16 protein-coding genes, 2 rRNA genes and 1 riboswitch are annotated in these 26,630 nt (G+C 50.2%); of the genes, 3 read left to right on the top strand and 15 right to left on the bottom strand.

Features of this window, described 5'->3' with window-relative positions; all coding sequences use genetic code 11:
- Positions 1-226 precede the first annotated feature (226 nt).
- The 4 genes from GN278_06730 to GN278_06715 all read right to left on the bottom strand — a co-directional run bounded on the left by GN278_06730 (position 227) and on the right by GN278_06715 (position 6,357).
- Entirely contained in the window at positions 227-2,767 is a 2,541-nt protein-coding gene (locus GN278_06730) for a pyruvate, phosphate dikinase (GenBank protein XAT60534.1), read from the bottom strand.
- An 80-nt stretch (positions 2,768-2,847) separates the two neighbouring features.
- Positions 2,848-4,908 (bottom strand): glycine--tRNA ligase subunit beta, encoded by a 2,061-nt coding sequence (locus GN278_06725; protein XAT60533.1) that lies wholly within the window; start codon positions 4,906-4,908, stop codon positions 2,848-2,850.
- Between the two features lies 1 nt (position 4,909).
- Positions 4,910-5,434, bottom strand: a complete 525-nt coding sequence (locus GN278_06720; GenBank protein ID XAT60532.1) for a histidine kinase — start codon at positions 5,432-5,434, stop codon at positions 4,910-4,912.
- Positions 5,434-6,357: a glycine--tRNA ligase subunit alpha gene (locus tag GN278_06715; GenBank protein XAT60531.1), complete on the bottom strand. Its 924-nt coding sequence runs from the start codon at positions 6,355-6,357 to the stop codon at positions 5,434-5,436. Before GN278_06715 ends, GN278_06720 begins: the two co-directional genes overlap by 1 nt.
- A 239-nt stretch (positions 6,358-6,596) precedes the next feature.
- Here GN278_06715 and GN278_06710 point away from each other — a divergent pair, with 239 nt between their 5' ends.
- A complete protein-coding gene (locus GN278_06710; protein ID XAT60530.1) occupies positions 6,597-8,345 on the top strand; it encodes a peptidoglycan-binding protein in 1,749 nt (582 codons plus the stop codon).
- Positions 8,346-8,354: 9 nt separating this feature from the next.
- On the opposite strand, the gene GN278_06705 is transcribed toward GN278_06710, so the two are convergent.
- The 4 genes from GN278_06705 to metZ all read right to left on the bottom strand — a co-directional run bounded on the left by GN278_06705 (position 8,355) and on the right by metZ (position 13,852).
- A complete protein-coding gene (locus tag GN278_06705; GenBank protein XAT60529.1) occupies positions 8,355-9,929 on the bottom strand; it encodes an acetolactate synthase isozyme1 large subunit in 1,575 nt (524 codons plus the stop codon).
- Between the two features lie 4 nt (positions 9,930-9,933).
- On the bottom strand, positions 9,934-11,382 hold the full coding sequence (locus GN278_06700) for a potassium transporter TrkH (protein ID XAT60528.1): 1,449 nt from the start codon (positions 11,380-11,382) through the stop codon (positions 9,934-9,936).
- Between the two features lie 58 nt (positions 11,383-11,440).
- Positions 11,441-12,532 carry a GTP cyclohydrolase I FolE2 gene (locus GN278_06695; protein ID XAT60527.1) on the bottom strand — a complete coding sequence of 364 codons (1,092 nt, stop codon included), beginning with the start codon at positions 12,530-12,532 and terminating at the stop codon, positions 11,441-11,443.
- A gap of 138 nt (positions 12,533-12,670) precedes the next feature.
- Entirely contained in the window at positions 12,671-13,852 is a 1,182-nt protein-coding gene (gene metZ, locus GN278_06690; GenBank protein ID XAT60526.1) for an O-succinylhomoserine sulfhydrylase, read from the bottom strand.
- Between the two features lie 58 nt (positions 13,853-13,910).
- A riboswitch (SAM riboswitch) is annotated at positions 13,911-13,987 on the bottom strand.
- A gap of 431 nt (positions 13,988-14,418) precedes the next feature.
- On the opposite strand from metZ, the gene GN278_06685 reads away from it, so the two are divergent.
- A complete protein-coding gene (locus GN278_06685) occupies positions 14,419-15,123 on the top strand; it encodes a glutathione S-transferase family protein (protein ID XAT60525.1) in 705 nt (234 codons plus the stop codon).
- Between the two features lie 18 nt (positions 15,124-15,141).
- On the opposite strand, the gene GN278_06680 is transcribed toward GN278_06685, so the two are convergent.
- The 5 genes from GN278_06680 to GN278_06660 all read right to left on the bottom strand — a co-directional run bounded on the left by GN278_06680 (position 15,142) and on the right by GN278_06660 (position 21,584).
- Positions 15,142-15,738: a septation protein A gene (locus tag GN278_06680; protein XAT60524.1), complete on the bottom strand. Its 597-nt coding sequence runs from the start codon at positions 15,736-15,738 to the stop codon at positions 15,142-15,144.
- An 11-nt stretch (positions 15,739-15,749) separates the two neighbouring features.
- Positions 15,750-16,652, bottom strand: coding sequence for an EamA family transporter (locus tag GN278_06675; protein ID XAT60523.1), 903 nt, complete (start codon positions 16,650-16,652; stop codon positions 15,750-15,752).
- 64 nt (positions 16,653-16,716) lie between these two features.
- A complete protein-coding gene (gene ftsY, locus GN278_06670; GenBank protein XAT60522.1) occupies positions 16,717-17,982 on the bottom strand; it encodes a signal recognition particle-docking protein FtsY in 1,266 nt (421 codons plus the stop codon).
- Between the two features lie 169 nt (positions 17,983-18,151).
- Positions 18,152-19,837: an NADH-quinone oxidoreductase subunit F gene (locus tag GN278_06665; GenBank protein ID XAT60521.1), complete on the bottom strand. Its 1,686-nt coding sequence runs from the start codon at positions 19,835-19,837 to the stop codon at positions 18,152-18,154.
- A 199-nt stretch (positions 19,838-20,036) separates the two neighbouring features.
- The gene (locus GN278_06660) at positions 20,037-21,584 is read right to left on the bottom strand and encodes an exodeoxyribonuclease VII large subunit (protein ID XAT60520.1); all 1,548 of its coding nucleotides are present in this window, start codon (positions 21,582-21,584) and stop codon (positions 20,037-20,039) included.
- Between the two features lie 70 nt (positions 21,585-21,654).
- Here GN278_06660 and purD point away from each other — a divergent pair, with 70 nt between their 5' ends.
- Positions 21,655-22,917, top strand: coding sequence for a phosphoribosylamine--glycine ligase (gene purD, locus GN278_06655; GenBank protein ID XAT60519.1), 1,263 nt, complete (start codon positions 21,655-21,657; stop codon positions 22,915-22,917).
- 295 nt (positions 22,918-23,212) lie between these two features.
- Here the strand turns inward: purD and rrf are convergent.
- Positions 23,213-23,327, bottom strand: a 5S ribosomal RNA gene (rrf, locus tag GN278_06650).
- Between the two features lie 103 nt (positions 23,328-23,430).
- Positions 23,431-26,274, bottom strand: a 23S ribosomal RNA gene (locus GN278_06645).
- Positions 26,275-26,630 lie beyond the last annotated feature (356 nt).

Here is a 26,630-nt window from a genome sequence, read left to right as displayed (position 1 = left end):
AATTTTCTATCCAGATCAATCGCCGTGGATATTGAGGTATCTGGCACATCAGCAAAAACCGAAGCTGCCGCCCCCCAGATTAAGAAGACCAAAGTAAATAGTCGGAGTATCACTGCGCTTCACCTTTTCGACCCAGTCGACCCCAGCATGAGAACGGCAGTTGGTACCTTTATATTAACAAGGCCAAGCGCCAATGAATGCTCAGGCTGAGTCGCTTTGGGGGCATTTAAGTTGTCTGATCCCGGATTGCAAGCTGTGCTGCTGCAAGACGAGCAACGGGAACACGAAAGGGTGAACATGACACATAATCAAAGCCATGATCACGGCAAAATGCGATTGCTTCCGGGCTGCCTCCGTGTTCTCCACAAATTGAAATCACAACCTCAGGGCTGGAAGCGCGCGCGCGCTCAGCCCCAAGGCGTAACAATTCCCCAACCCCTTCGACGTCTAGGGTGTGAAATGGATCTTCCGGGAACACGCCTTGTTGCACATAGGTAGACATAAATCTACCGGCATCATCTCTGGACAAACCATAAGTCATTTGCGTCAGGTCATTGGTCCCAAAGCTCAAAAAGGCAGAATTGATCGCAATTTCATTGGCTCTAAGCGCTGCGCGCGGGGTTTCAACCATAACACCCAGCTTATAATCAAAATCCACACCTTTGTTTGTGCGCACTCTTGCTGCAACTGCTTCAATGCGTGATTTTACCAATTCAACTTCTCGCTTGGCGCTGACCAAGGGGATCATAATTTCCGGCACCACCGGTGCACCCGCGTCTTTAGATTCAATAGTGGCTTCAAATATGGCTTGCGCCTGCATTTCATAAATTTCAGGCACCGTAATGCCCAAGCGAACACCGCGCAGTCCCAACATTGGATTGTATTCACCCATTGCTTCAACACGGCGTGTTACATCAGACATCGGCAAATCCAAAGCCTCGGCCAAATCTCGAAGACCGGCCCGATCAGTGGGCAAAAATTCATGCAGTGGCGGATCAAACAAGCGTATGCACACAGGCAAGCCTTGCATGATTCCAAAAAGTTTGATGAAATCTGCCCGCTGCATTGGCAATAATCGGTCCAAAACGGCGCGGCGCTCATTGCTATCATTTGCAAAAATCATCTCGCGCATCACCGTAAGCCGGTCCGCTTCGAAGAACATGTGTTCCGTGCGGCACAATCCAATACCATGAGCATTGAAATTACGGGCTGTCTGGGCATCTGCCGGCGTATCTGCATTGGCCCGCACGGCAATGTCGCTAATCTCGTCAGCCCAGCCCATCAAAGATTGGAACGCATCATCTAGGACAGCCTCGACCATTGGCGGCTCACCTGCAAGTATTTGACCATTGCTGCCATCAATGGTCAAAGTATCTCCTTCTTGGAATATCCTGCCATCAGGGGTGACCAGCTGCTTTTTCCTGATCTGAAAGCGGATTGCAGATGCCCCCACAACGCAAGGAAGACCCAATCCACGACCAATCACTGCAGCATGGCTTGTCATTCCGCCGCGTTCCGTTAGCACCGCAGAGGCCGCATGCATGCCGCGAATATCTTCGGGACTGGTTTCTCGGCGCACCAAGACACAAGGCTCGCCGCGCGCAGCGCTGGCTTGAGCGGCCTCGGCGCTAAAGACAATCTGGCCAGTGGCCGCCCCAGGACTGGCGGCAACAGCTTGTGCCAAAACATCTCGGTTTGCATCCGGATGTACTTGTCTGTGTAGTAATTCGCCCAAAGATCCAGGCTCTATTCGCAGCAAAGCCTCTTGTTTAGAGATCACGCCACTTTTGGCCAAAGATACCGCAATCCTCAACGCTGCTGAGGCGCGGCGCGGCGCACGTATTCCATCAAGAATATGCAGATTTCCATCTTCAATGGTAAATTCAATTTGCATTTCTTCGCGCAAACGCTGGCGCATAAGCACCGCCTGCTCCTGCAGAGTATTAAGAATATCTGGTTTGGCTTCCTCAAGTGACGGTCCGCGCTTATCGCGGGTCAAATACATCACACCTTCATTACTGCTTAATCCGTCACGTCCCTGACTTTGGCGGCGATATCGCCCAACTACCTTTGGCTTTCCTGTATCACTATCAACCAATTGCAGCACACCAAAGCCACACTCGCCGCGCCCCACGCCAAAGGCCATTTTTTGAACGACAAGCCCTAGGCCAGCATCTGCTGGCGCGCCTTTGGCCTGCCGCAGTAATCTTGCAGTGGTACCTTCCCAAGCGCGGGCCATCGAGCGCAACACTTCAGCCAACTGTACCGCACGCGCTTGTGGAAAAACCTCTTCTGTTTCTTCTTCATAGGCGCGCAGTGCAGCTTCAAGTGCCGCCTGCCCCTGACCTTGGATATGATCAAAAATCTCTGGGTCCAGTCGTGCCACATGAATGGAATAGGCTTGTATGAACCAATAATAAACTTTGGCAGCAGCCTCTGTTCCCAGCGTCTCGGAAAGCGCCGAAAACCGCGCATGGTTCATACCAATGTTTAGAATTGCCTTTGGCCCGCCCCAGTCAATACTTTGGGAAGACGGGCGAACACATAATAAAGTATCTGGATCAAAATGATCTAATATCTGCGCCATATCAGGCATTTGATTGGCCGCAATACCGTGCACCACATCAAAAGGCAGGGCGACCGTTTTAGGAACCGGTAATTCAAGGCGTACCAAACGCTGTAAACATTTGGCACGCCCCCCATGTGTCGGGGCGGAAATCGCTGCGTTTGGGGTCACTAGCGCTATATCTGATTGTTCTTGCTGCACTGCGGCATCCTTCTTTCGTCAGCGCAGCATAAAGCCATTAGCCGCGCAAGCAAGAAAAAGCTTTCCCTTACAAAGGTGCGTTAGCCTTCTATTTTTGTCAAATCGGCTACAGCCCAGCAGGTGGAACGAATGAGGTTCAGTAAATTTAGCCTATTACGCCGCACCACTTCGTTATCTGTATTTACTTGCACAGCTTCGAAAAAAGCATCAACCGGCACCCTCAGCGCAGCCATTCCACGCATCGCCTCGGAAAAATCTTCTTGCTTCAAAGCCGATTTAATCACTTTAGACTGGGCCTCAAGAGCCGCGAACAACCCGCGTTCTTCATCGCTTTGGGCAAATTTCACATCGGCGCCATAAGAATACTCAACACCATCTTTTTCTTCGGCTTGGGTTAAAATATTATTGGCGCGCTTGAAGCCCTGCACCAAATTTTCTCCATCCTCTGAGACAAGAAATTCAGACAGCGCTTTCGCCCGCTTGACAACAAGCAGCAAATCGTCGTTCCCCTCAAGCGCCACACATGCATCAATGATATCATGGCGCAGTCCTTGGTCACGTAAGAATACTTTCAAACGGTCATGAAAAAACCCAAGCAAATCAGAAACATCAACTTTTGCTTTGCTCAGCGCAAAAGCCTCTTTCAAGGGCAATGTTATCCCATTTTCCAAAAGCAGCCGGATCACACCCAATGCGGCACGGCGAAGTGCAAATGGGTCTTTACTGCCGGTTGGCTTTTCATCGATAGACCAAAACCCAGTGAGCATATCAAGCTTATCCGCCAAAGCGACGGCAACCGAGACCTGCTCGGATGGTACGGTGTCCGATGGGCCCAATGGCGAATAATGGGCTTGGGCAGCCTGCGCAACCGTATCGGGCAAACCAGCGGCACTGGCATAATACCGCCCCATAAGACCTTGCAATTCGGGAAACTCATAGACCATTTCCGAGGCCAGGTCCGCTTTTGCCACCTGCGCGGCTTGCTCCGCCAAGCCCTTATCTGCGCCAACAAACGGCGCCAGATTTCCGGCCAAACTGGCGATCCGGTCAACGCGTTGCTTCTGGCTGCCTAGCTTGTTGTGGAATGTGACATTTCCAAGACTGTCCGCCCAAAGTGTCAAACCGTTAGACTTGGCAATACGCAGGTCATTTTCCCAAAAAAACTTTGCATCCGCCAAACGTGCTGCGAGAACCTTTTGGTTGCCCGACAAAATTGTTGCGCCTTGGTCTGCGGTTTCTCTGTTGGCGACAGTTGCGAAATATTCAATGCGGCCTGTTTTGGGATTGCGCAGTGAAAAGAACTTTTGATGCTCTTTCATCGAGGCCCGCAGGACCTCGGGGGGAAGATCAAGGAACTGATCTTCAATACGCCCCAAAAGCACCACTGGCCACTCAACTAAGCCGGCAACTTCGGTCAGAAGACCGCGATCCTCTACAAGCTCTAGCCCCAATGCAAACGCCTGATTGCTAGCATCTTGCCAAATGGATTCCGCACGTTCAGCAGCATCAAGAATGACAAACGACCGCTTAAGTTTGGCGGTATAATCTTCAAAGCTAGAAACCGAAAACCTCTGTGGCCCCATAAACCGATGACCGCAGGTGCTATCACCCGCTTGCAGGCCATCAATATCCAAATCAACGATTTGTGCGCCGCTTTCGTCGCTCAGCAGGCAAACAATCGAATGCAGCGGTCGAACCCAGCGCAAGGAACCACTGCCCCAGCGCATGGACTTGGGCCACGGAAAGTTCCGAACAACATTTTCTACAACAGCACTGACAATCTGTGCGGCGGGCCGGCCTTGTGTTTCCAGTGTGGCAAAATACACCTGACCCTTTTTTTCATCCCGAATGGAAAGTTGATCTCGGCTTAAACCCGTGCCGCGCAAAAAACCTTCGATCGCCTTTTCCGGGGCATCAACGCGGGGGCCTTTTCGCTCTTCACGCACCAAAGGGCTTTCTTCTGGCAAGCCATGAACAGTAAGCGCTAAACGCCGCGGTGTCGAAAAACCTGCTGCGCCTAAATAGGTCAGCCCGGCTTCTACCAAACCATTGGTGACCTTGGTTTTTAAATCTTCCGCTGCCCGGGCCTGCATCCGAGCCGGAATTTCTTCGGAAAAAAGTTCAATGAGAAGATCTGGCATATCAGTTACTTTCGGGCGGTGTTGGACAATCAGGTGGGAGAGGTTTTCCAGCAAAGGCAATTTTACCGCATCGATTGATCTTATTCCACGCATAGCCGCGGCCATCATCAAGCACACTGACAATGCGGTCGATGCCATAAGAAACATTTTCGATCGATAGAAAACTTGTTGCGCTTTGGGACTCTATAGCAGCGCCAATTTCTTTGGCATCAAAACAATCAAACCACCCCGGTGCGACTAAAGGTTCTGCATCCTTGATGGTAACGTAAAGCGCCTTTAACTCATCGGCGGTGTTTTCGGCAGTAAAGCACGCGCGATAACGGATTGGCGAACTGTTGGAATCGATTGCTTTGTAATCGCTATACGCAATAGCTTGCGCAACAGAGCCATCCAGAGGTTTCAAAACCACATCCGTACTGCCATTTGGCACAACCGTGCTGTAATAAGCATAAACTTGCAAATAATACATTGCCCCGCCTGCAATAATGCCGCAGGTCACAAGAACTATTGCCAAAAACTTCCCCATTATGCCCTAAACCCGCCAGCTTCGGTCATCACAAAGGCATCAGCGCATTGTTTGGCCAAGGCGCGCACGCGCCCGATGTAAGCTTGCCTCTCGGTCACAGAAATGACCCCACGCGCGTCTAACAAATTGAACAGATGGCTGGCTTTAATACACTGATCATAGGCCGGATGGGCCATGATGATGCGTTTGCCGGTTTTTGGGTCAGTCGGTTCCTGCGCCAATATGGCTGCACAGGCGGCTTCGGCATCTTCGAAATGGCGCAGCAAGATATCTGTATCGGCTACGTCAAAATTCCACCGCGCATATTCTTCTTCGGTTTGCTTGAATACATCCGCATATTTTAATGCAATCGGGGTTTGCGGATCGTTGAAGGGCATTTCCATTACATGGTCAACACCAAGAACATACATAGCCAACCGCTCTAGACCATAGGTAAGCTCGCCCGAAACAGGATGGCAGTCATGGCCGCCAACCTGTTGAAAATAGGTGAACTGTGACACTTCCATACCATCACACCACACCTCCCAGCCTAGGCCCCAAGCGCCTAAGGTCGGGCTTTCCCAGTCGTCTTCCACAAAGCGGATATCATGCAGAGCCATATCAATTCCAATAGCCTCTAGGGACCCAAGGTATAGCTCTTGTAAATCGGGCGGACTTGGCTTGATCAGCACTTGATACTGATAATAATGCTGTAAACGATTGGGGTTTTCCCCATATCGACCATCTGTTGGCCGACGCGAAGGCTGGACATAAGCAGCCGCCCAAGGCCGCGAGCCTAACGAGCGCAGCGTTGTCGCGGGATGAAAGGTCCCTGCCCCGACCTCCATATCGTAGGGCTGCATAATGGCGCAGCCCTTCTCCGACCAATAGGTTTGGAGACGCAAAATAATATCTTGAAAAGAAGTGGGCTTGGTGGGTGTCATTTCTCTATTGCCCTGTCTGTGACGGCTTTACTCGCCTCTACTTAGGCAAAGCCGCGACGAGGGTCAATCAATCTACTGATCTGGGTTGCTTTCGGGGTGCAATCAAGACAAAATTTGCGCAGATATTTAATGTACCTCTGGCATTGTTTTTAGCAGAGCGCTACATATCAGGAAAAATAGTTGAACTCAGGCCTCTGAAGCACTCAGACGAGCCACCAAGAGTTAGAATTGGAGAATTTATGTGGCGTCAGATTTTATCAGTGATTGCAGGGACGATTTTCTTACCCACCCTCTTACTCGCTGATGATAGCCTTTGGGTTCAAGTTGAAGCGCAGCCCAGCCTTCTAGAAGCAGAAGATCGAGCTCGCAAATATGCAGAGCGATTGCCAAATGTGCATGCGTTTTCTTTGGGCTCTGGGTGGTATGCCATTGCCGTTGGACCCTATACTCAGGATGAGATAGAATTAGAGTATCAAAATCTGCGAACAGAATTAGAAATTCCTTTCGATAGCTTCATTTCCACAGGGGATAATTTTCGTCAAAAAATTTGGTCACCTGGATCACAAACAGCTGAAAATACAGACGTGAGTGGTTCGGCAAATATATTGTCTCAAGCGGTTGAGGTAACCCAAGGATACGATTTTAGCGCCATCGACCGCTCTAAAGATGAAACACTGGATCTAGCGCTACAATCAGAAGCCGCACTGGATACATCTTCAAAGAAAGACTTGCAGCGCGCTTTGCAATGGGCGGGCTACTATACCTCCTCTATAGATGGCATGTTTGGGACAGGTACGCGGAACTCAATGAAACAATGGCAAGACGCCAATCAGTTTCCACAAACCGGGGTCCTGTCCACATTGCAGCGTGATATTTTGCTAAAGCAATACGATCAAATACTGGTTGAGTCGGGAATAGAAAAAATCACCGATTTGCAAACTGGTGTTATCATTAATTTACCAATGGGTGTGCTTGAGTTTTCCCACTATGAACCCCCGCTTGCACATTTTAAGGCAACAGACGGCGGTCCTCAGTCGGCTTATGTAATCTCACAAAAGGGCAACAAAGCCGCCCTTAGGGCACTCTATCGGGCTCTGCAAACTTTAAGCATTCTGCCACCTGATGGATCGCGCAGGCTTTATGAGACTGGCTTTTCTATTACTGGTCAGAACAGTCAAATTACATCTGTTGCCGAAGCATTCATGAGCCAAGGTGAGATCAAAGGCTATATCTTGGTATGGCCATCTAATGATGATACGCGGAGCCGGAGACTTTTTAGGAATATCAAAAACAGCTTCGAGACAATCTCAGGCGTCCTAGAACCAACGGCGGGAACCGGTGCCCTAGAAGAAGTAGACGCTCTTTTCGGATTGGATTTGAGGCAGCCTTTATTTTCTAGATCAGGAATTTTTGCGACCTCTGATGGGCATGTAATCACCGACGCAAGCGGGCTTGAACGGTGCGACGAAATCACTATCCGGCCGAATTACAAGGCAAAGATACTAAGCCCAGATGAAGCTTCTGGGTTTGCAATACTGGCGCCAGAAAGCCGTCTGGTTCCCCTGTCTGTGGCCCAATTCGCCCGCGCGCCTTTAGGTTTATCGGATCAGGTAATTTCCGCAGGTTACTCATATGAAGGACGGCTCGATTTCCCAAGCATCACGCAAGGAACGGTGGATGAGATGCGCGGCCTGGATGGCAGTGAAGATATTATAAGACTGTCGATACCTGCTATGAAGGGTGACGCTGGCGGTCCGATACTTAACCAAGCTGGGGCTGTGTCGGGTTTGCTGCTCGACGCATCGACAGGTCCTCGTAGCCTTCCACAGAATGTGCATCTGGCGCTTAAATCGCAAAAAATTATTGACCGGCTGGCGAGCTTAGGAATTTTTGTCCAGAGCTATTCAGGCCAAAAGCCGACCGAAGACGTGCTTTTGGCAAAGCAAGCGCGGTCTATCACAGCGCTAGTGAATTGCTGGAAGGATTAAATCCTTTAGTCACCGCAGTTCAGGAGTCATATGGATGACTGTCGGACAGGGTTCTACAAAGGCCTTAATCAACGCAGATTGCAGTTCACGCAGCGTTTGCGGACGGCAGGCGGCAGCGCCATAAGCACGCGCCACTGCGCTAAAATCTGGATTGAGCGCTTGAACAGCATTGGGCGCAATCTGGGCAGCAACCATACTATCCTCGATGGCTTTCAGCTTGGTATTGTCCCAAACAAGGATCGGCAGACTTAAACCTAGTTCGACCGCAACCCCCAATTCGGGCAGCGTGTATTGAAACCCATAATCGCCAGCAATGGCAACAGTGGGCAAATCCTTACGCGCCACAGCACCGCCAATTGCTGCGGGTAAAGCATAGCCTAAAGTGCCAAATCCAAAGGGATGATGCCAATGGGCCGCACGCGGCATATCCCATACTTCCTTTGCCAAATAGGCAAACTGGGTCATATCGGAATAAATCATCGCCTGCTCTGGCATAACCTCTTGTAGGGCCCGGCAAACTGGCAAAATACCAGGGAACTCGGCATCGGTCTCAGCGGTCCATTTTTGCCTTGCTTGTTTGACGTCATCTGGCTGCCAGCCCGTGCGTTTATCGCTTGGCTCTAACTGTGCAGTAAGCTGCCCAACAAAGTCTTCAGACCGCATCAAAATGCGGATATCCGAGCTTTGAGGATCAGCCAATACCTGTGGGTCAATGTCAACACGAACCAAGCTGTCTTTATGTCCCAATTGGGCACGCCACAAATCAACCTCGGCCAATTCGCTGCCAATGACCACAACCAAATCTGCCGTTGCAATGACATCTGCAGAACTAGGCCGCGCCAAACACGCCCCGAGATAAAGAGGATAATCCGACGCCACCACACCCCGTCCAGCAAAGGTAGAAATGGCTGCAGCGCCTGTTTTCTCAAGCAAGGGCATGACCTTGGCACTAACAGCACCACCACCAAAAATAAACAGCGGTTTGTTCGCCTTTTGGATCAATCCGACAACAGCTGACAAGGCGGCCTCACCCCCTGTGACAGGCTGCGCCGGCACTTGGCGCGCTGGCCCCGGATCAGCAATCGCTTCTAGTTGCGCAATCGGAACCTGAATATGTTTCGGCCGCGCTCTTTGGTGCGCAAACTCTTCAAAGGCACGATCAATCAATGTATAGGCCGCCGCCGCACTATGAGCAGGTTCGGACCAATCACATACCGTTCGGGCTGCAGCAGCCTGATCCAGCATTTGGTGCAACTGACCGCGCCGCGCAGATGTTTCATCCAAACACGAGGATAGTACCAGCATCGATACGCTATCTGAATAAGCCTGCCCCATGGGTGTCATAATATTGCAAAGCCCGGGCCCAGTAATCACATAAGCCACACCCGGCTTGCCCGTTGCACGCGCATAACCATCAGCCATAAATCCCGCGCCCTGTTCATGACGCGCCAGTACATGGCGAATACCTGCTTCCTCAATGCCCCGATACATTTCCTGATTATGTACCCCTGGGATGCCGAAAATTACCTCGACACCCTGGCTTTTAAGGTAATGGGAAATTTGTGCGCCTAGTGGTCTTTTCATCTAATCATGCTCTCCAAAATTGAACGGTCAAAATGGCATAAACCGCCAGCAGTTCAAGGCGGCCAATCAGCATAGCCGCAGATAAAATCCACTTTGCAGTATCATTCAGGCCAGAAAAATTTCCCGTTGGTCCAATTTCTGGGCCGAGACCCGGCCCAATATTGGCCAAAGCCGATGCCGCGGCTGAAAGTGACGTGATAAAATCCAACCCGGTCATGCCCAATAAGACAGCGACCGCACCGAGGGTTGCCAAAAAGAACGTAAAAAATGACATTACCGAATTCAGCACTTCATCATCAATTGCGCGGCCATCATATTGCGGCACAAATACCCCATTTGGCGATTTGATCTTCATCAATTGCGTTTTGACCGAAGCAAATACCAATTGGTAGCGGAAAATCTTAACCGAACAAGCCGTTGAGCCAGCGCAGCCACCAATTAATCCGATGAAAAAGAACAAGGTGACTAAAAAACTACCCCATTGCATATAATCAGAACTGGCATAGCCAGTGCCGCTTATAATTGATGTGATATTGAAAAGGGCTTTTCGGACAGCCGTTTCATTTTCCAACTGACCAAAGCTTAAAAGTACCAAAGCAGTTATAACGACCAGTGCACAAATCAAGATCAAAAAACTGCGTACTTGGGCATCTTTAAAGACAGCCGTTTGATTGCCGTTCAGCAATTGAACGTACCGTACGAACGGGAGAGCGGCGAGGATCATAAACACCACTGCCACATATTCCACTGCCGCTGGAAAGGCCGCAAACGAGGAGTCATAATTTGAAAATCCACCCGTTGCCACCGTGGTCATTGCATGCACCGTGGCATCAAAAGCAGACATTCCAACTGAAAAATAGGCCACGATACAGGCCATTGTGATCGAGACATAAATAAAGGATATCTGGATTGAAATAGTCGTCGCACGGGGTAGAATTTTCCCCAATGTATCAAAAGCCTCAGCCTTAAAGATTTGCATGCCGCCAACTCTAAGCTCTGGCAAAAATACCATGGCCACGACGATAATACCGATACCGCCCAGCCATTGGAGAATTCCGCGCCACAAAAGCAAACCTTTAGGCAGAGTTTCCAATCCGCTGAGCACCGTCGAGCCCGTGGTCGTTAGACCTGACATAGCTTCAAAAAAGGCATCCACATAACGGGCCTCTGTGGCCCCAAATACAAATGGCAGCGCTCCGAATAACGGCAAGGCCAACCATACACCAGTGGTGAGTAAAAACGTCTGCTGAATGGTGAGGCCCTCTTTGACCCCATTAGAACAAGCAATAGCCAAAAGTGTGCCAAACAAACCCGTAATAATCGCGCTTTGGGCAAAAACCATCCACTGGCCGCGTCCCTCTGCCAAATCGACAAGAAACGGCAGCACCATCGCCCCCCCTAAAAGGGCCAGCAAGATACCGATTACATATCCAACAGGTCTTAGGTCAATCATGCGCGTCAGCGTTGGCTGTTCCGCCAAGAACTGTCAAGAGTGGATCGACAAAAGGCGCTTAACCAGTATGGATCAAACTAGCAAACAGCTTGGGATCAAACGAATGCTGAGCAAAGGTGTTACCTTCGGTGAGAATTGATACAGCATCATGACTGTGCAAGCTTTCTTGGTGGCTCGCGATGACGCGAAAATCACCCATCCGAGCATCTGCTTTTAATTGCTTGCAAAATAGCCTCGCCGCATCTTCTACAAAGATTGGGTTGGCTGCGTTCAATTCCGCAAATGCTTGTTCGTCCTCGCGTTTTACCATCACTTGGGTTTCGGTCGCAACAGCAGTGCGGCACAAATCAATAAGGTCTTCGAACCAAAGCACCTTTGCTTCATTAAGCGCGACAGATATGCGCGCCACTGATCTTTGTGAATGCGGCGTGGCCAGTTGGCCACGTTCCCGGCGGGCATGCTCACTCAGTTCCAAAGAACAGGGGCAGGTTGAACTATAAACATAATCCAAATGTACAACTTTTGAACGCACTCCGCTTTGATCAATGAGTTCTAAAGCTAAATCGTAATACTGATATCCTGAAAGCCCCGACCGCAAGCTATTCACTTTGACCGGAAAAGAAAATTTCATAAGAATACGAGCATCAAAACTCTCAAGATCCTTTTTGTAATCGTCAAGCGCCATTTCCATGACATCAAAGCTAAACTTTTTTTCTGCATGCTTGTAAAAGCTACGCATGATCCGGGACATATTTATGCCCTTCTTATCCGCATCAAGGCTCACTGTTCCCGTTACCGATGTTTCAAGCGTTTGTTCACCACCATCACGGCAGATATATCGTATTGGCAATCTAAAATTGGAAATGCCAACATGTTGTATCTGCTGGTTTTCACCTTTGATCAACTTGCTCGGACCATTCTGCAGGTCGGGCATACTGGCTTTGTAGGTTTCATCAACTTCGAAATCTGATGGATATTTCGCTGATAATTCTGGGTATTTCGAGGGTAAAAACCGTGATAAAATCTCTGCGTCCAATGTTTCAATTTTGACGCCGTCCGAGTGTGCAACCCATTGCCGCAAAACTCGCATTGCGTCGTTTAATTGATCACGGCTTGGTTTCTGCTCCACAGTACGAGTGTGAATATTCATCCTTGCCCCCTTTTGGCCAGAGCTGTTCTTAACTAGTCTATGCAATCGGAGACTTAAAATCCAGTTGCGTATTTAAATACGCGAGATGCGACACATCAGATCACTTTTAATGCTGACGCAACAAGCAGATGTGTTGAATTACACTCTATCCAGTGCCTGTAATATATCATCAATTAAGTCATCTGGATGTTCTAGCCCGGCGCTAAACCGTATCAAGCCATCTGTGATTCCTAGCGCTTCTTTCTGATCCTCGGGTAGACGTTGATGAGTTGTTGTTGCCGGATGAGTGGCAATTGACTTTGCATCCCCTAAGTTATTGGAAATAATCACAATTTCGAGCGAATTCAAAAATTCAAAAGCTGCCTTTTTTCCGCCAATTACGTCCAGAGAAAAAACTGTTCCACCGTTTTCCATCTGAGCTATGGTCAATGCGTGTTGTGGATGCGCCGGGTGACCTGGGTAAATCACGCGGCAGAGTTTTTCGTGACCCGTTAAACGCTTAGCAATAATTTTGGCTGTTTCCGCCTGCGCGCGGACCCTTAGCTCTATTGTTTCGAGCCCCTTGAGCATCACCCAAGCGGTAAACGGGCTCATCGCGCCACCGGTATGTTTCATATAAGGTTCAATAGTTTTTCGTATAAATTCCTTTGTACCAAGAATAACCCCACCCAACATCCGGCCCTGACCATCAATATGTTTGGTCGCCGAATATACAACGACATCAGCCCCCTGACTTAATGCTTTTGAAAAAATAGGCGTTGCAAACACGTTATCGATAACCACTTTCGCACCCACTGCATGTGCAAGCTCAGAGACCGCAGTAATATCAATAACCTCAAGTGTTGGGTTTGACACAGTTTCGAAAAAAACAACTTTTGTATTGGGCTGGATAGCCCTTTGCCACTGATCTATATCGGTCCCATCAACAAAGCTGACCTCCACCCCAAATCGGCGCAATACCTCTTCAAGAACATAGAGGCAGGATCCAAAAAGCGCGCGCGCGGCAACAATGTGATCCCCAGAGCTCACCATTGCGCATAAAGCGCCACTTACTGCAGCCATGCCAGATGCCGTGGCAAAGGCATCTTCTGCCCCCTCTAAAGCGGCTATTCTATCTTGAAACATCGCAATTGTTGGATTGCCATAGCGCGCATAAATAAACTCATCCTCTGCAGGTTCTAAAAAGCGCGCTTCAGCCTGTTCAGCGCTGTCATAAACAAACCCTTGTGTGAGGAATAAACCTTCGCTTACCTCACCATATTGGCTCCGGCGCACACCGGCGTGGACCATTTTGGTCCGATTATCTAAATTTTGTTTCATTGCATCCCTCGGGCCGATCAGGCTCAAAAAAACCCCCAGTAACGCGGTCAAGCGAAAGGGGGCATTCCTCCTGACCTTTTAGTGAAATTTTTAACGTGGCCCACAATCCGGTAACAAATCGCCACATCCCAGCGTATACGTCCCCACCATCAAGCGGTCAAGTGTCACATAGCAACAAGCAAATCATCCTACGACTTGAACGATACATTTGATTTTAGCCGGCTTAGGAATAAATCCGGCAGTTTATAGCAGTAAAGGTTTTTAACGCTCACTGGACAGACAATTCTAATTCCCAAGCGGCTTTAGGCCAAGCAAAGCATAATATAGCATGGCCAAGACCAATCGTTCGCCAGTGGTCTGAATATATCCGACATCTCATCATTTATTTTTGCACTGCCTATTTATACTGCCTACACGAAATACTGGCCAGCTGGGGTCAAGTGATTTTAAAAAAAAATCTAAACAGCGCCAAATGATTGATTGAAAAAGCTACAGCTTTCTATTTTCCCCCTTGCAGCATTACTAAAAAAGCCCTCTATGATGGGTGAATTATTTAGGAGGGCAAAATGACCAAACCAATAGAGCTGTATTATTGGCCCACTCCCAATGGTTGGAAAATCTCAATTGCTCTTGAGGAAATGGGCTTGCCGTATGAGGTAAACCTTATTGATATCGGGGCTGGTGATCAGTTTAAGTCAGAGTTTTTAAATATTTCGCCCAACAACCGAATACCTGCCATTGTTGATCCAGACGGGCCAGAGGGTGCGCCCATATCAGTTTTTGAATCAGGCGCAATTTTACAATACCTCGCCCGAAAAACAGGCTTGTACCACGGTCAAAACGAGCGTGACAGAGTGGCTGTAGATCAATGGCTTATGTGGCAAATGGGGGGCGTCGGACCGATGGCCGGGCAGGCCCATCACTTTCTTAAATACGCACCAGCTATGACACCGCCAAATGATCTGCCTTATGCCAAGAACCGATACCGGGACGAAACGGGTCGGCTCTATGGCATATTAAATCGCCAATTAGAGAGGCACGAATTTGTGGCAGGGGATTTTTTTTCGATCGCTGACATGGCGCTTTGGCCTTGGGTATCGTTGTGGCGCGGGCAACAGCAAATACTTGATGACAAACCAAATCTTGATCGCTGGCTGCAAGCCATAAAAGCGCGCCCTGCGGTTCAAGCCGGAAGAGCAGTTGCAGCCGCGCAGCGGTCCAACTTACAAACTGATAAAAAAGCTCAAGAGCTTTTGTTCAAGCAAAGATAAATACTATCTATGAGCGACTTACTCTTCGAAGTCGCCATATTTCTTTAGAACTGGGTACTGAAAAATCATAAATATGAACAAGGCGGCCGTTAGCCCAAAAGTCTTGAAATATACCCATACTTCATTGGTTTGAGTGCGCCAGATCAGTTCATTTAAAAACGCCAATGCGAAAAAAAACATCGTCACCCTACGGCTGATGATGGCCCAACCTTCATCTTGGATTGGGGAACGTTCGCCCATCAATGACCCAAGGTAGTTTTTACCCCGCAGATGCCCGAAGGTCAGCACGCCACCAAACAACAAATAAATCAAGGTTGGTTTCATTTTTATGAAACGCTCATCATTCAAGAAAATCGTCAATGCACCAAAGAATGTCACCATTATAAGGGTCAGAATTTGCATTTTTGACACGCGGCCATTCACCAAGTAAGCCAAAAATGTAGAGAAGATCATCAAAGGGACAAAAACAGCCGTAGCTTGAATAATAGCTGAATACTCGACGCCATTTAAGACCACCGTTTCCCCTTTGCGCCAAATAAAGATGGCAAAAAAAACAGCGACTGGTCCAATTTCCAGTGTTGACGTTATTAAGGGCGACCCGTTTTTCTCAGACATTTCTTTTTCTCTCAACTGCCGATTTCTACAATAACGGCTCCCGCCGCGATAAGCGTCATAAGGGCAACACGCCAAGGCCCGACGGTTTCTTTTAAAAAGTACCAGCCAATGATTGCCGCAAACACTGTCGATGTTTCCCGCAATATGGCGGCTTCTCCGACTTTGTCTAGTCGGGTTGCCAACATTATCGAGCCAAAGCTAAAAAATGCAACAATGCCGCCGATAAAACCACGTTGTAAAAGCGGTATCACAGGCGGTCGGATTGCCATGTTTTTCCAACGCCAGTAGGCAAAAGGCGGCAACGCCACACCGTCAATGACAAAAAACCACACCAGAAAGGTCATCGGGTTTTCCGCCAACCGAATTCCGAACGCATCATAGGTTGTATAAAGCGCAACAAAAAGGCCCGTGGGAACGGCAAAAAGAAGCGCGCTAAACAAAGTTTCACGCGCCGCCTGAAGGTAAAACGCATTAAAGATCGCGAGACCAAATATCCCAGACAATAGCACAAAAACCCCGCCCCACTGAACCGCCGATAATGTTTCTCCAAACATCAAAAACGCACCTAAAATTGCGAAAATGGGCGCAGAGCCCCGCACAATTGGATAGACCACAGTATAGGCGCCCCGTGTGTAGGCAAGACCTTGAAGTAGCTTGTAAATTAGGTGGATAAGAAACATCCACCCAAACACCGGCCATAGGGCTGGCTCAGGCCAGGGCAGAATGAAAAAGGCAACCGGCGCCGCCATTGTGAAATACCCAAAGTCAATCGCTCCGCGGGCCAACCAAGGATCATGCCTGCCCTTTTGCAAAGCGCCAAAGACGGCATGTAAAAAGGCAGCCGAAATAGCAAGAGCCATGGCAAACGTGTTGCCGGCCTCGGTGCCTTCAAGGCTTATGATCCACTCAGTCATACGCGTGCTTAAACGTATTGAAAAAGAATCTATCCAAATTACTGGTGTCTTGTTTTTCCAACTTTTACAGGTCCTGACCCGTTAAGGCCTTGGCAAAGTCTTCTGGATCAAACGGAGCCAAATCATCAATCTGCTCGCCCACCCCTATTGCATGGATTGGCAGTCCAAATTTATCGGCCAAGGCAACCAAAACACCACCTTTGGCAGTTCCATCAAGTTTGGTCATCACCAAACCGGTTACATTTGCCAACTTCTTAAAGGTTTCGACCTGACTAAGCGCGTTTTGACCGGTGGTGGCATCCAGAACCAACAAAGTGTTATGCGGTGCATCAGGGTCTTTTTTTCGAATAACGCGCACAATTTTAGCCAGTTCTTCCATCAGATCCGCACGGTTTTGCAATCGTCCTGCGGTATCAATCATCAATAAATCAGCGCCCTCTGCCTGTGCTTTTGTTATCGATTCAAACGCCAAACTAGCAGGATCTGACCCTTCTGGCGCTGTCAGCACCGGCACGCCGGCGCGCTCACCCCAGATTTGGAGCTGTTCTACTGCAGCGGCCCGAAATGTATCGCCAGCGGCAATGACAACAGATTTTCCAGCTGCTCTGAACTGGCTTGCCAGCTTGCCGATTGTTGTGGTTTTTCCCGACCCGTTTACCCCCACAACCAAAACCACCTGAGGCGTCTTTGGATAAATTGGCAATGGCTTTGCTACGGGCTCCATAATCCGGGTTATTTCGTCCGAAAGCAGTTGCTTGATTTCCTCAACTGACAGTTTTTTGCCATAGCGGCCTTCGGCTAAATTCGCCGTCACACGCAGCGCCGTGTCCACCCCCATATCCGAAGCGATAAGCAACTCTTCTAGTTGCTCAAGCATATCATCATCCAGAGTACGGCGCATGACCGGCGCCTGCGCACTGCGCCCCATCAATCGGCCGATTAACCCCTGCCCGACTTTGTCATCACTTTTCGTCGGGGCTTTTGCCGGCTCTTTCGATGTCTCTGGCTCTGGGTCTTTGGGTTGAATGGGCTCAAGTGGGATATTTTCTTCCGGCTCGACTTCTACCGGCTGATGCGGCGTTTCCTCAACCACGGGCTCTTCCATCGTGGGCGCATCGGCTAAGGGCACATCAGAAGTGGGTTCGACGGCTGGGGGTTCTTCGCTAGGCGGGCTTTCCGGCTCTTCAATCTCAGCCACGTCTGGAACGCTGGCATCAACTTCGGTTTCGGCCTCTTGCACGCCCCCGTCTTCGACAATTGCGTCCAAGCCTTCTTCCAGCTTGGAAGAAGATCTAAACAGCCTGTCTTTTAGTTTCTTGAAAAATGCCATTCTGCGCCTCTAAACCCAATACAGTTGGATATCTATCCTTTTTCGTATGCCCATTAAAGATAGCATACCAATGATTAAACTGGATTTGTAGCAACAGCAATTGGGCTGCACTGTTCCAAAGCATGTCCGCAAGGAAATGCCTGGGTTATAAAATTGCTCTGATGCCAGCTTAAATTTCGTTGGCAAAGTGTTTGATGGTCAGCCGAATCGGATTAGGCGCTGCCTGTCCCAAACCGCAAATCGACGCATCAATCATCGCCGCGCTGATGTCCTCAAGCAGATCTTGATCCCATGTCTCTGACTGCATGAGCTTTACGGCCTTTTCACAGCCAACCCGACAAGGGGTACATTGCCCACAGCTTTCATCTTCGAAGAACCGTAGCATATTAAGCGCTGCATCGCGGGCCCGATCCTGATCAGACAGCACAACAACGGCCGCTGAGCCAATGAAAGAGCCGTGGGGTTGCAGGGTGTCAAAATCAAGCGGAATATCATTCATATGCGCAGGCAGCAGGCCAGAGGATGGACCACCGGGTTGATATGCTTTGAATTCATGCCCATCCAGCATTCCGCCTGCAGAAGCAATAATATCCGAAATTGTCGATCCAGCAGGCAATAGATGAACGCCTGGCTTTTTAACGCGCCCAGATACGGAATAGCTGCGCAAACCTACACGGCCGTTTTTTTCCACTGAAGAAAGTATCTCAGGACCTTCGCGGCATACCCGCGCCACCCAATGAAGGGTTTCGACATTATGCACCAAGGTTGGGCGGCCGAAAATACCAACAGCTGCCACAAAAGGTGGGCGGTGACGCGGCATGCCCCGTTTGCCCTCGATGCTTTCAATCATCGCGCTTTCTTCACCACAAATATAGGCGCCCGCACCGCGCCGTAGTTCGATATAGCCAGGCGGTGTCAAACCTGCATCTTCAAGTGCAGAAATTTCATTAGCTAAAATTGCAAGTACCGCAGGATATTCATCGCGCATATAAATAAATGCTTTTTCGGCGCCCACAGCCCAAGCGGCAATCAGCATTCCCTCAAGGAAGAGATGCGGCGTGCGCTCAAGGTAAAACCGATCTTTAAAGGTGCCAGGCTCACCTTCATCCCCGTTGACCGCCAAGTAGCGCGGCCCCTCGTTCATGCGCACGAACCCCCATTTTTTACCCGATGGGAATCCAGCGCCGCCAAGACCGCGCAGCCCAGAGGACAGCACTTTTTCCTGCACCTCTTGCCAATCACCGCCGCTGCGCAGATCGGCCAAAGCAGTATAACCGCCGCCGCTACGATAAGCTGATAATGTTTCATACTGTGGTATAACGGCATGCGTATCGCCAGCCGCTATGGCCGACCTTACCTTTTCGGGTGTCGCGTGATCGATATGTTTATGGCCTAATTCTAAAACCGGCGCCGTATCGCAGCGCCCCATGCAAGGCGCGCGCAGCACCCGCACTTCCGTTGGATCAAGCCCGTCTTCAAGTGCTTTTTGCAACTGCTGCGATCCAGCCAACTCACAACTGAGGCTATCGCATACACGAATAGTTAGAGCCGGCGGCGGTGTTTCATCTTCTTTGATCACATCAAAATGAGCATAGAAACTTGCAACCTCATAGACCTCGGCCATGGAAAGACGCATTTCCTCGGCCAAAGCCCGCAAGTGTGCGGCCGATAAATGTCCAAATTTGTCTTGGATTAAATGCAGAAATTCAATTAGCAAATCCCGATCTCTGCCACGGCCCTGCAAAAGCAAGCGAACTTCGGTAAGGGCCGCGTCATCGTATTGCCGCCCCTTGGGCGTGCGCCGCCCTTTGCCTTTGCCTGATTTCCAAACGCCTTTGCGATCATCCAATGCCATTTATAGCTCCGCTGACAAATTTGAATCACTCTATCTATACTATACGTCAAAACGCGAGGCTAAAAACGACACAGAACCCGACGGATGCGTTGCGCCGAGGAAAAATTTGCACTTTAGACATATCTCGGAGAAGAAGGTTTGCGCCATTCGCAGCAGATCAAGGCTTTAATCACTTGATCTGAATTCAGCGGGGATAAACCTAAAACAAAGAGCCTTGATCAGGTGATCTTTTTGCCCGCGCCGGTTTGGCCCCACCGCCACTCCGCAACTTCATCCTGCCGTCCTTGAATTCAATTTCAAGACTAGCGGATTTGGCCGCCTGATCCTTGGTTGTCACGACCTTTTGGTCTGATCTGACAACTGCGTAACCGCGCTTTAAGGTGGCTTTGTAGCCTAACGTTTCGCGCAATCGATCAAGCGCAGTGAGTTGCTCGCCAAGCTGGGAAATATGGCGTAGGCCAGTGTCACAGAACCGTTTACCAAGCTGATCCAAATCTTTACGGTTTTGCAACAAAACGCGCTCAAGAGGTCTGATATCCAACCTTTTATGGGTATTTGCAAAAGCCATTTTTCGAATATCAATTCCGCGCAGCAAGGCTGGTTCAAGCCGTGGGGACAGCGCCGATATTTGCTGATTTGCAACAACGAGAATATTTTTCAAAGCTGCGGGCCGAAGGCTGCCAGAGCACTGGTTGAGTTTCACTCGGCGCTGCTGCAGCGCCAATTTAAGCCCTGTGGGAAGCCGATCCGCGAGATGATCTATTTTCTGCCGGGGACTTTCTAATAACGTCTCAAGCCGCGGCAAAGCGCGGGCCACATCCCACATACGCTGCCCTCTGGTGGTTAAAACCGTGCTCATAGCGCGGCTCATACGCGCCTCATGGCTTTCAAGCGTCGCCAGAAGTTCATGGCGCACGGGAACAGCCAGTTCAGCGGCGGCGGTCGGGGTTGGCGCCCGGTGGTCTGCCACATAATCAATCAATGTGGTGTCGGTTTCATGGCCTACCGCAGAGATCAGCGGGATCTCGGATGCAAAAGCCGCGCGGGCAACCGCCTCTTCATTAAATCCCCATAAATCCTCAAGTGAGCCGCCCCCGCGCGCAACAATCAGCAAATCAGGCCGCGGCAAAGACCCCCCTAATGAAAAGCTGTTAAACCCAGCGATGGCAGCAGATACCTCTGGGGCGCAGCGGTCCCCTTGGACCGCCACTGGCCAGATCAGCACTTTGCGCGGAAACCTATCCCGCAAACGATGTAAAATATCCCGGATGACCGCACCAGACGGCGAGGTAACAACACCAATAACCTCAGGCAGATAGGGAATTTGTTTCTTATGCGATGTTTGAAACAAACCTTCGGCTGCCAGAGCCGCCTTACGCTTTTCAAGCATGGCCATCAAAGCGCCAACACCTGCTGGCTTGAGTTGTTCGATCACCAATTGATACTTTGATTGGCCCCCAAAAGTTGTCACCCGACCGGTTGCAACCACCTCCATCCCCTCTTCGGGTTGGATTTGTAACCGCGCGGCAACGCCTTTCCAGATGACCGCTGAAATCACCGCCTTTTCATCTTTTAAGTCAAGATAGACATGACCGGATCGGGGAAAGGATACGCGCCCGATTTCGCCTTTCAAGCGCACATGGGAAAATTCACCCTCGATAAGGCGTTTTATAGCGCCTGAAATTTCCGAAATCGTAAATTCGGGATCATTCAATCCGGCTTTGGGATCATCGATCAAATCAGACATCTTACCTCACTTGCCTCTTGCGCAAGCGCAGCTTAGAACGCGGGCAAGCAAAGGCCAAGAGGAGACAGAGATGAATATTTTGATTTTGGGTGGCGGCGGACGTGAACATGCGCTGGCCTGGGCTGTCAAACAAAACCCAAAATGCGATCATCTCATTGTTGCTCCGGGAAATGCAGGGATGCAAACCATCGCTGAATGCGTGGATTTGGATATCAATGATGGCCTAGCCGTCGTGGCATATGCCAAATCACGGTCGATTGACTTTGTTATTATCGGCCCCGAGGCGCCTTTGGTCGCCGGTGTTGCCGATGCCTTGCGCGCCTCGGGCATTTTAACCTTCGGCCCCGATCAGGCCGCTGCAAGGCTTGAAGCCAGCAAACATTTTACCAAACAGGTTTGTGAAACCGCTAGAGCGCCGACGGCGGCCTATGGGCATTTTACCGATGCTGCATCGGCCAAAGCCTTTGTGCGCAAGCAAGGTGCCCCAATTGTGGTCAAAGCCGATGGGTTGGCTGCTGGTAAGGGCGTGGTTGTTGCGATGAAGGTGGAAAACGCACTTCAGGCAATTGATGATATGTTTGGCGGGCAGTTTGGGCAAAGCGGCGCAGAAGTTGTCGTCGAAGAGTTTATGGACGGCGAAGAAGCCTCATTTTTTGTGCTGTGCGATGGCACAACAGTGCTGCCGATTGGCACGGCTCAAGATCACAAGCGCGTGGGCGAAGGTGATACCGGCCCCAACACTGGCGGGATGGGCGCATATTCCCCGGCGCCAGTACTTTCACCCGCGATTGCAGAGCGCGCGCTTAAAGAGATTATTGAGCCAACAATGGCCGAAATGGCCCGTCGCGGCAGCCCCTATAAAGGCGTGCTCTATGCCGGTTTGATGATCAAAGACGGACAGCCCCGTCTGGTCGAATATAACGTTCGGTTTGGTGATCCTGAATGTCAGGTATTGATGTTGCGTCTGGGTGCACAGGCGCTTGACCTTTTGCTGGCCACCGCCAATGAAGACCTTTCTGAGGCCAAGGTCAATTGGGCCGATGACCATGCGATAACAGTTGTTATGGCAGCAAATGGATATCCGGGAAGCTATGACAAAGGCAGTGTAATCGGAGGACTAGGAGACCTTGCCGAGACCTCATTTGAGATTTGCTTTCACGCCGGAACCCAGCAAGATGGGCCGAACGTTGTGGCAGCTGGCGGACGGGTTTTAAACCTCACAGCGCGGGGCACGAGCCTACAAGAAGCCCGCAACAGAGCCTATGCTTTAGCAGATCAAATCGATTGGCCAGAAGGTTTTTTCCGAAGAGATATAGGCTGGCGGGCTTTATAGGTTTTACTGAAAACATTCTGTGGGATTAAACTCATCTCTGGGGGCTTGCCCCCAGACCCCCAGAGTATTTTTCCAAAGAAAAAATAGGGCGCAAATTTCGGCTGCAGTTAACTACGTTAATCAGACGTTTAGTTTATTCAAGGCGGCTCGTGAGGTTCGTCCTAAGACTTTGCTCACGCCGTTAAAGCGGTGACTAGTTTAGGTCAGCCTGCTGTTAGAGCCGAGTGATTTGGTATGTCTTGATATATTTGATTGATCATTTAAGAGAGATATTTTTTTCATGGGTCTTTATTAGGTTTGGCGGTGACTTACTCTCCCACGCCTTAAGACGCAGTACCATCAGCGCAACGGCACTTAACGGCCGGGTTCGGAATGGAGCCGGGTGTTTTGCTCGTGCTATGGCCACCAAACCGAATAAAGATCCATGATATCAAAGTGTTGTCCAAGTCAGGTAATATTTATGGGTTGGTATGCTTTATTGACCGTAAAATCAGTATTTTAGTCTGACTGTTACTGGATCAAATCAAGCCTATCGGGCCATTAGTACCGGTCAACTGAACGCATTGCTGCGCTTACATCTCCGGCCTATCGACGTGGTGGTCTACCACGGCCCTCAGGGATACCTTGTTTTGAGGGGGGCTTCCCGCTTAGATGCCTTCAGCGGTTATCCTGTCCGATCATAGCTACCCTGCACTGCTGCTGGCGCAACAACAGGTCCACCAGTGGATCGTTCACCCCGGTCCTCTCGTACTAGGGGCAACTCCTCTCAAGTATCCTACACCCACGGCAGATAGGGACCGAACTGTCTCACGACGTTCTAAACCCAGCTCACGTACCTCTTTAAACGGCGAACAGCCGTACCCTTGGGACCTGCTCCAGCCCCAGGATGAGATGAGCCGACATCGAGGTGCCAAACACTGCCGTCGATATGGACTCTTGGGCAGTATCAGCCTGTTATCCCCGGCGTACCTTTTATCCGTTGAGCGATGGCCCTTCCACTCGGGACCACCGGATCACTATGGCCGTCTTTCGACTCTGCTCGACTTGTCAGTCTCGCAGTCAGGCTGGCTTCTGCCATTGCACTCAACGAGCGATTTCCGACCGCTCTGAGCCAACCTTCGCGCGCCTCCGTTACTCTTTAGGAGGCGACCGCCCCAGTCAAACTACCCGCCACGCAGGGTCCCGGATCCGGATAACGGACCGCGGTTAGACATCAAAAGTGCGAAGGGTGGTATCTCAAGGGTGGCTCCACAGAAACTAGCGTTCCTGCTTCAAAGCCCACCACCTATCCTGCACATCACAATTCTGATGCCAGTGCGAAGCTGTAGTAAAGGTGCACGGGGTCTTTCCGTCTAACCGCGGGAAGCCTGCATCTTGACAGGCAATTCAATTTCGCTGAGTCTACGTTGGAGACAGCGGGGAAGTCGTTACGCCATTCGTGCAGGTCGGAACTTACCCGACAAGGAATTTCGCTACCTTAGGACCGTTATAGTTACGGCCGCCGTTTACCTGGGCTTCAATTCGGAGCTCTCACCCCTCCTTTTAACCTTCAGGCACCGGGCAGGCGTCAGACCCTATACGTCGTCTTGCGACTTCGCAGAGCCCTGTGTTTTTAGTAAACAGTCGCCACCCCCTGGTTTGTGCCCCCAGCCAATACTTGCGTAGAAACTGGGCCTCCTTCTCGCGAACTTACGGAGGTATTTTGCCGAGTTCCTTCAACGTAGTTCTCTCAAGCGCCTTGGTATGCTCTACCAGTCCACCTGTGTCGGTTTAGGGTACGATCTCATGGAGGGCTATTTCCAGGGACTGATCAGCGGCCTGCCCAATCCGATAAGGGCAAACAACCTTCACAATCCGTCACTTCCTCCTGGCCCAGGAATATTAACCTGGTTCCCATCGCCTACGCCTTTCGGCCTCGGCTTAGGGGTCGGCTTACCCTGCTCAGATTAGCTTTAAGCAGGAACCCTTGGACTTTCGGCGAGAGTGTCTCTCACACTCTTTGTCGCTACTCATGTCATCATTCTCACTAGTGATCTCTCCACCGGATGCCTTACAGCCCGGCTTCACAGAAAATACCTTATCCTCCAAGGCCGCCCGAAGACGGCTAAAGAGGATAGGTATTATGTCACACTACGCTCCGCTACCATGCATTAAATGCATCCGAAGTTTCGGCTCATGGCTTGAGCCCCGTTACATCTTCGCCGCAGGACAACTTATTTAGACCAGTGAGCTGTTACGCTATCTTTAAAGGATGGCTGCTTCTAAGCCAACCTCCTGGTTGTTTTGGTCGTCCCACCTGCTTTCCCACTTAGCCATGAATTGGGGGCCTTAACTGTCGGTCAGGGTTGTTTCCCTCTCCACGACGGACGTTAGCATCCGCCGTGTGTCTGCCATCTAGTACTCCCGGGTATTCGGAGTTTGGTTAGGATCAGTAAGCCTGTGGGGCCCCATTACCCATCCAGTGCTCTACCCCCCGGGGTATTCGGATGACGCTCTACCTAAATAGATTTCGCGGAGAACCAGCTATCTCCGAGTTTGATTGGCCTTTCACCCCTAGGCACAGCTCATCCCGATCCTTTTCAACGGATGTGGGTTCGGTCCTCCAATACGTGTTACCGTATCTTCAACCTGGCCATGCCTAGATCACTCGGTTTCGGGTCTGATCCATCTAACTCATGCGCCCTATTAAGACTCGCTTTCGCTGCGCCTACACCTAACGGCTTAAGCTTGCTAGATAGACCAAGTCGATGACCCATTATACAAAAGGTACGCCGTCACACCGCAAGGGTGCTCCGACTGATTGTAGGCGTTCGGTTTCAGGTACTGTTTCACTCCCCTCGTCGGGGTGCTTTTCACCTTTCCCTCACGGTACTGGTTCGCTATCGGTCAGTAAGGAGTACTTAGCCTTCGGGGGTGGTCCCCCGATCTTCGAACAGGATTTCACGTGTCCCGCCCTACTTAATACATCCTTCAAAGCTTCCTATACGGGGCTGTCACCCGCTCTGGCTGATCTTTCCAGATCATTCTAGTCACTTATCAGGCTTGGCTGGTCCGCGTTCGCTCGCCGCTACTAACAGAGTCTCTATTGATTTCCTTTCCTCCGGGTACTTAGATGTTTCAGTTCCCCGGGTTTGCTCTTAAAACCCTATGTATTCAGGTCTTAAGTCCCTGTTTTACCCAATTATCCATAACCAAAAGGTTAACAATAACTGAGTATCAGGTGGGTTCCCCCATTCAGACATCCATGGATCAAAGCTTATTCTCAGCTCCCCATGGCTTATCGCAGAGTATCACGTCTTTCATCGCCTCTTACTGCCAAGGCATCCACCAAACGCCCTTTTCGCGCTTGATTTGATCCAGAAAAAGTCAGACTGATTTATAAAGCCTACCGCCGCGCTACTTGAGGCCAAAAGACATCGCATAACACCATCGATACACCATCCTCAATCCGCAGATCACACGCTGGTTCACATGCAATCGCTTTTCCTGGTCAAAAGTCATACTTTCCCGCCTGAACACATGTCGGTGCGTTCAGACTGTGAGCAATATCGCTATTGCTCGGGTTAGTGTACTTGACTTGGACAACGCTGTTCGTTTCAGACCGGCATACTTAAGGGCGGCCGAGGAAAGGCCAGATCCAAAAGCTGTCAGCAGATATAATCTGCTTCACCAAACTGAGATGCGACCCATACTCGGGGCATCAAACAGTGTTG

This window comes from Rhodobacteraceae bacterium Araon29, assembly GCA_039640505.1.
Taxonomy (GTDB): Bacteria; Pseudomonadota; Alphaproteobacteria; order Rhodobacterales; family Rhodobacteraceae; genus CABZJG01.
Note: the sequence above shows the minus strand (reverse complement) of the source record. Positions and strands in the feature narration are given on the sequence as shown.

Excerpts from the sequence above, each read along its gene's own strand:
- GN278_06725 (XAT60533.1), bottom strand. The coding sequence starts at position 4,908 with ATGCCAGATCTTCTCATTGAACTTTTTTCCGAAGAAATTCCGGCTCGG.
- GN278_06720 (XAT60532.1), bottom strand. The coding sequence starts at position 5,434 with ATGGGGAAGTTTTTGGCAATAGTTCTTGTGACCTGCGGCATTATTGCA.
- GN278_06715 (XAT60531.1), bottom strand. The coding sequence starts at position 6,357 with ATGACACCCACCAAGCCCACTTCTTTTCAAGATATTATTTTGCGTCTC.
- GN278_06710 (XAT60530.1), top strand. The coding sequence starts at position 6,597 with ATGTGGCGTCAGATTTTATCAGTGATTGCAGGGACGATTTTCTTACCC.
- GN278_06705 (XAT60529.1), bottom strand. The coding sequence starts at position 9,929 with ATGAAAAGACCACTAGGCGCACAAATTTCCCATTACCTTAAAAGCCAG.
- GN278_06700 (XAT60528.1), bottom strand. The coding sequence starts at position 11,382 with ATGATTGACCTAAGACCTGTTGGATATGTAATCGGTATCTTGCTGGCC.
- GN278_06695 (XAT60527.1), bottom strand. The coding sequence starts at position 12,532 with ATGAATATTCACACTCGTACTGTGGAGCAGAAACCAAGCCGTGATCAA.
- metZ (XAT60526.1), bottom strand. The coding sequence starts at position 13,852 with ATGAAACAAAATTTAGATAATCGGACCAAAATGGTCCACGCCGGTGTG.
- GN278_06685 (XAT60525.1), top strand. The coding sequence starts at position 14,419 with ATGACCAAACCAATAGAGCTGTATTATTGGCCCACTCCCAATGGTTGG.
- GN278_06680 (XAT60524.1), bottom strand. The coding sequence starts at position 15,738 with ATGTCTGAGAAAAACGGGTCGCCCTTAATAACGTCAACACTGGAAATT.
- GN278_06675 (XAT60523.1), bottom strand. The coding sequence starts at position 16,652 with ATGACTGAGTGGATCATAAGCCTTGAAGGCACCGAGGCCGGCAACACG.
- ftsY (XAT60522.1), bottom strand. The coding sequence starts at position 17,982 with ATGGCATTTTTCAAGAAACTAAAAGACAGGCTGTTTAGATCTTCTTCC.
- GN278_06665 (XAT60521.1), bottom strand. The coding sequence starts at position 19,837 with ATGGCATTGGATGATCGCAAAGGCGTTTGGAAATCAGGCAAAGGCAAA.
- GN278_06660 (XAT60520.1), bottom strand. The coding sequence starts at position 21,584 with ATGTCTGATTTGATCGATGATCCCAAAGCCGGATTGAATGATCCCGAA.
- purD (XAT60519.1), top strand. The coding sequence starts at position 21,655 with ATGAATATTTTGATTTTGGGTGGCGGCGGACGTGAACATGCGCTGGCC.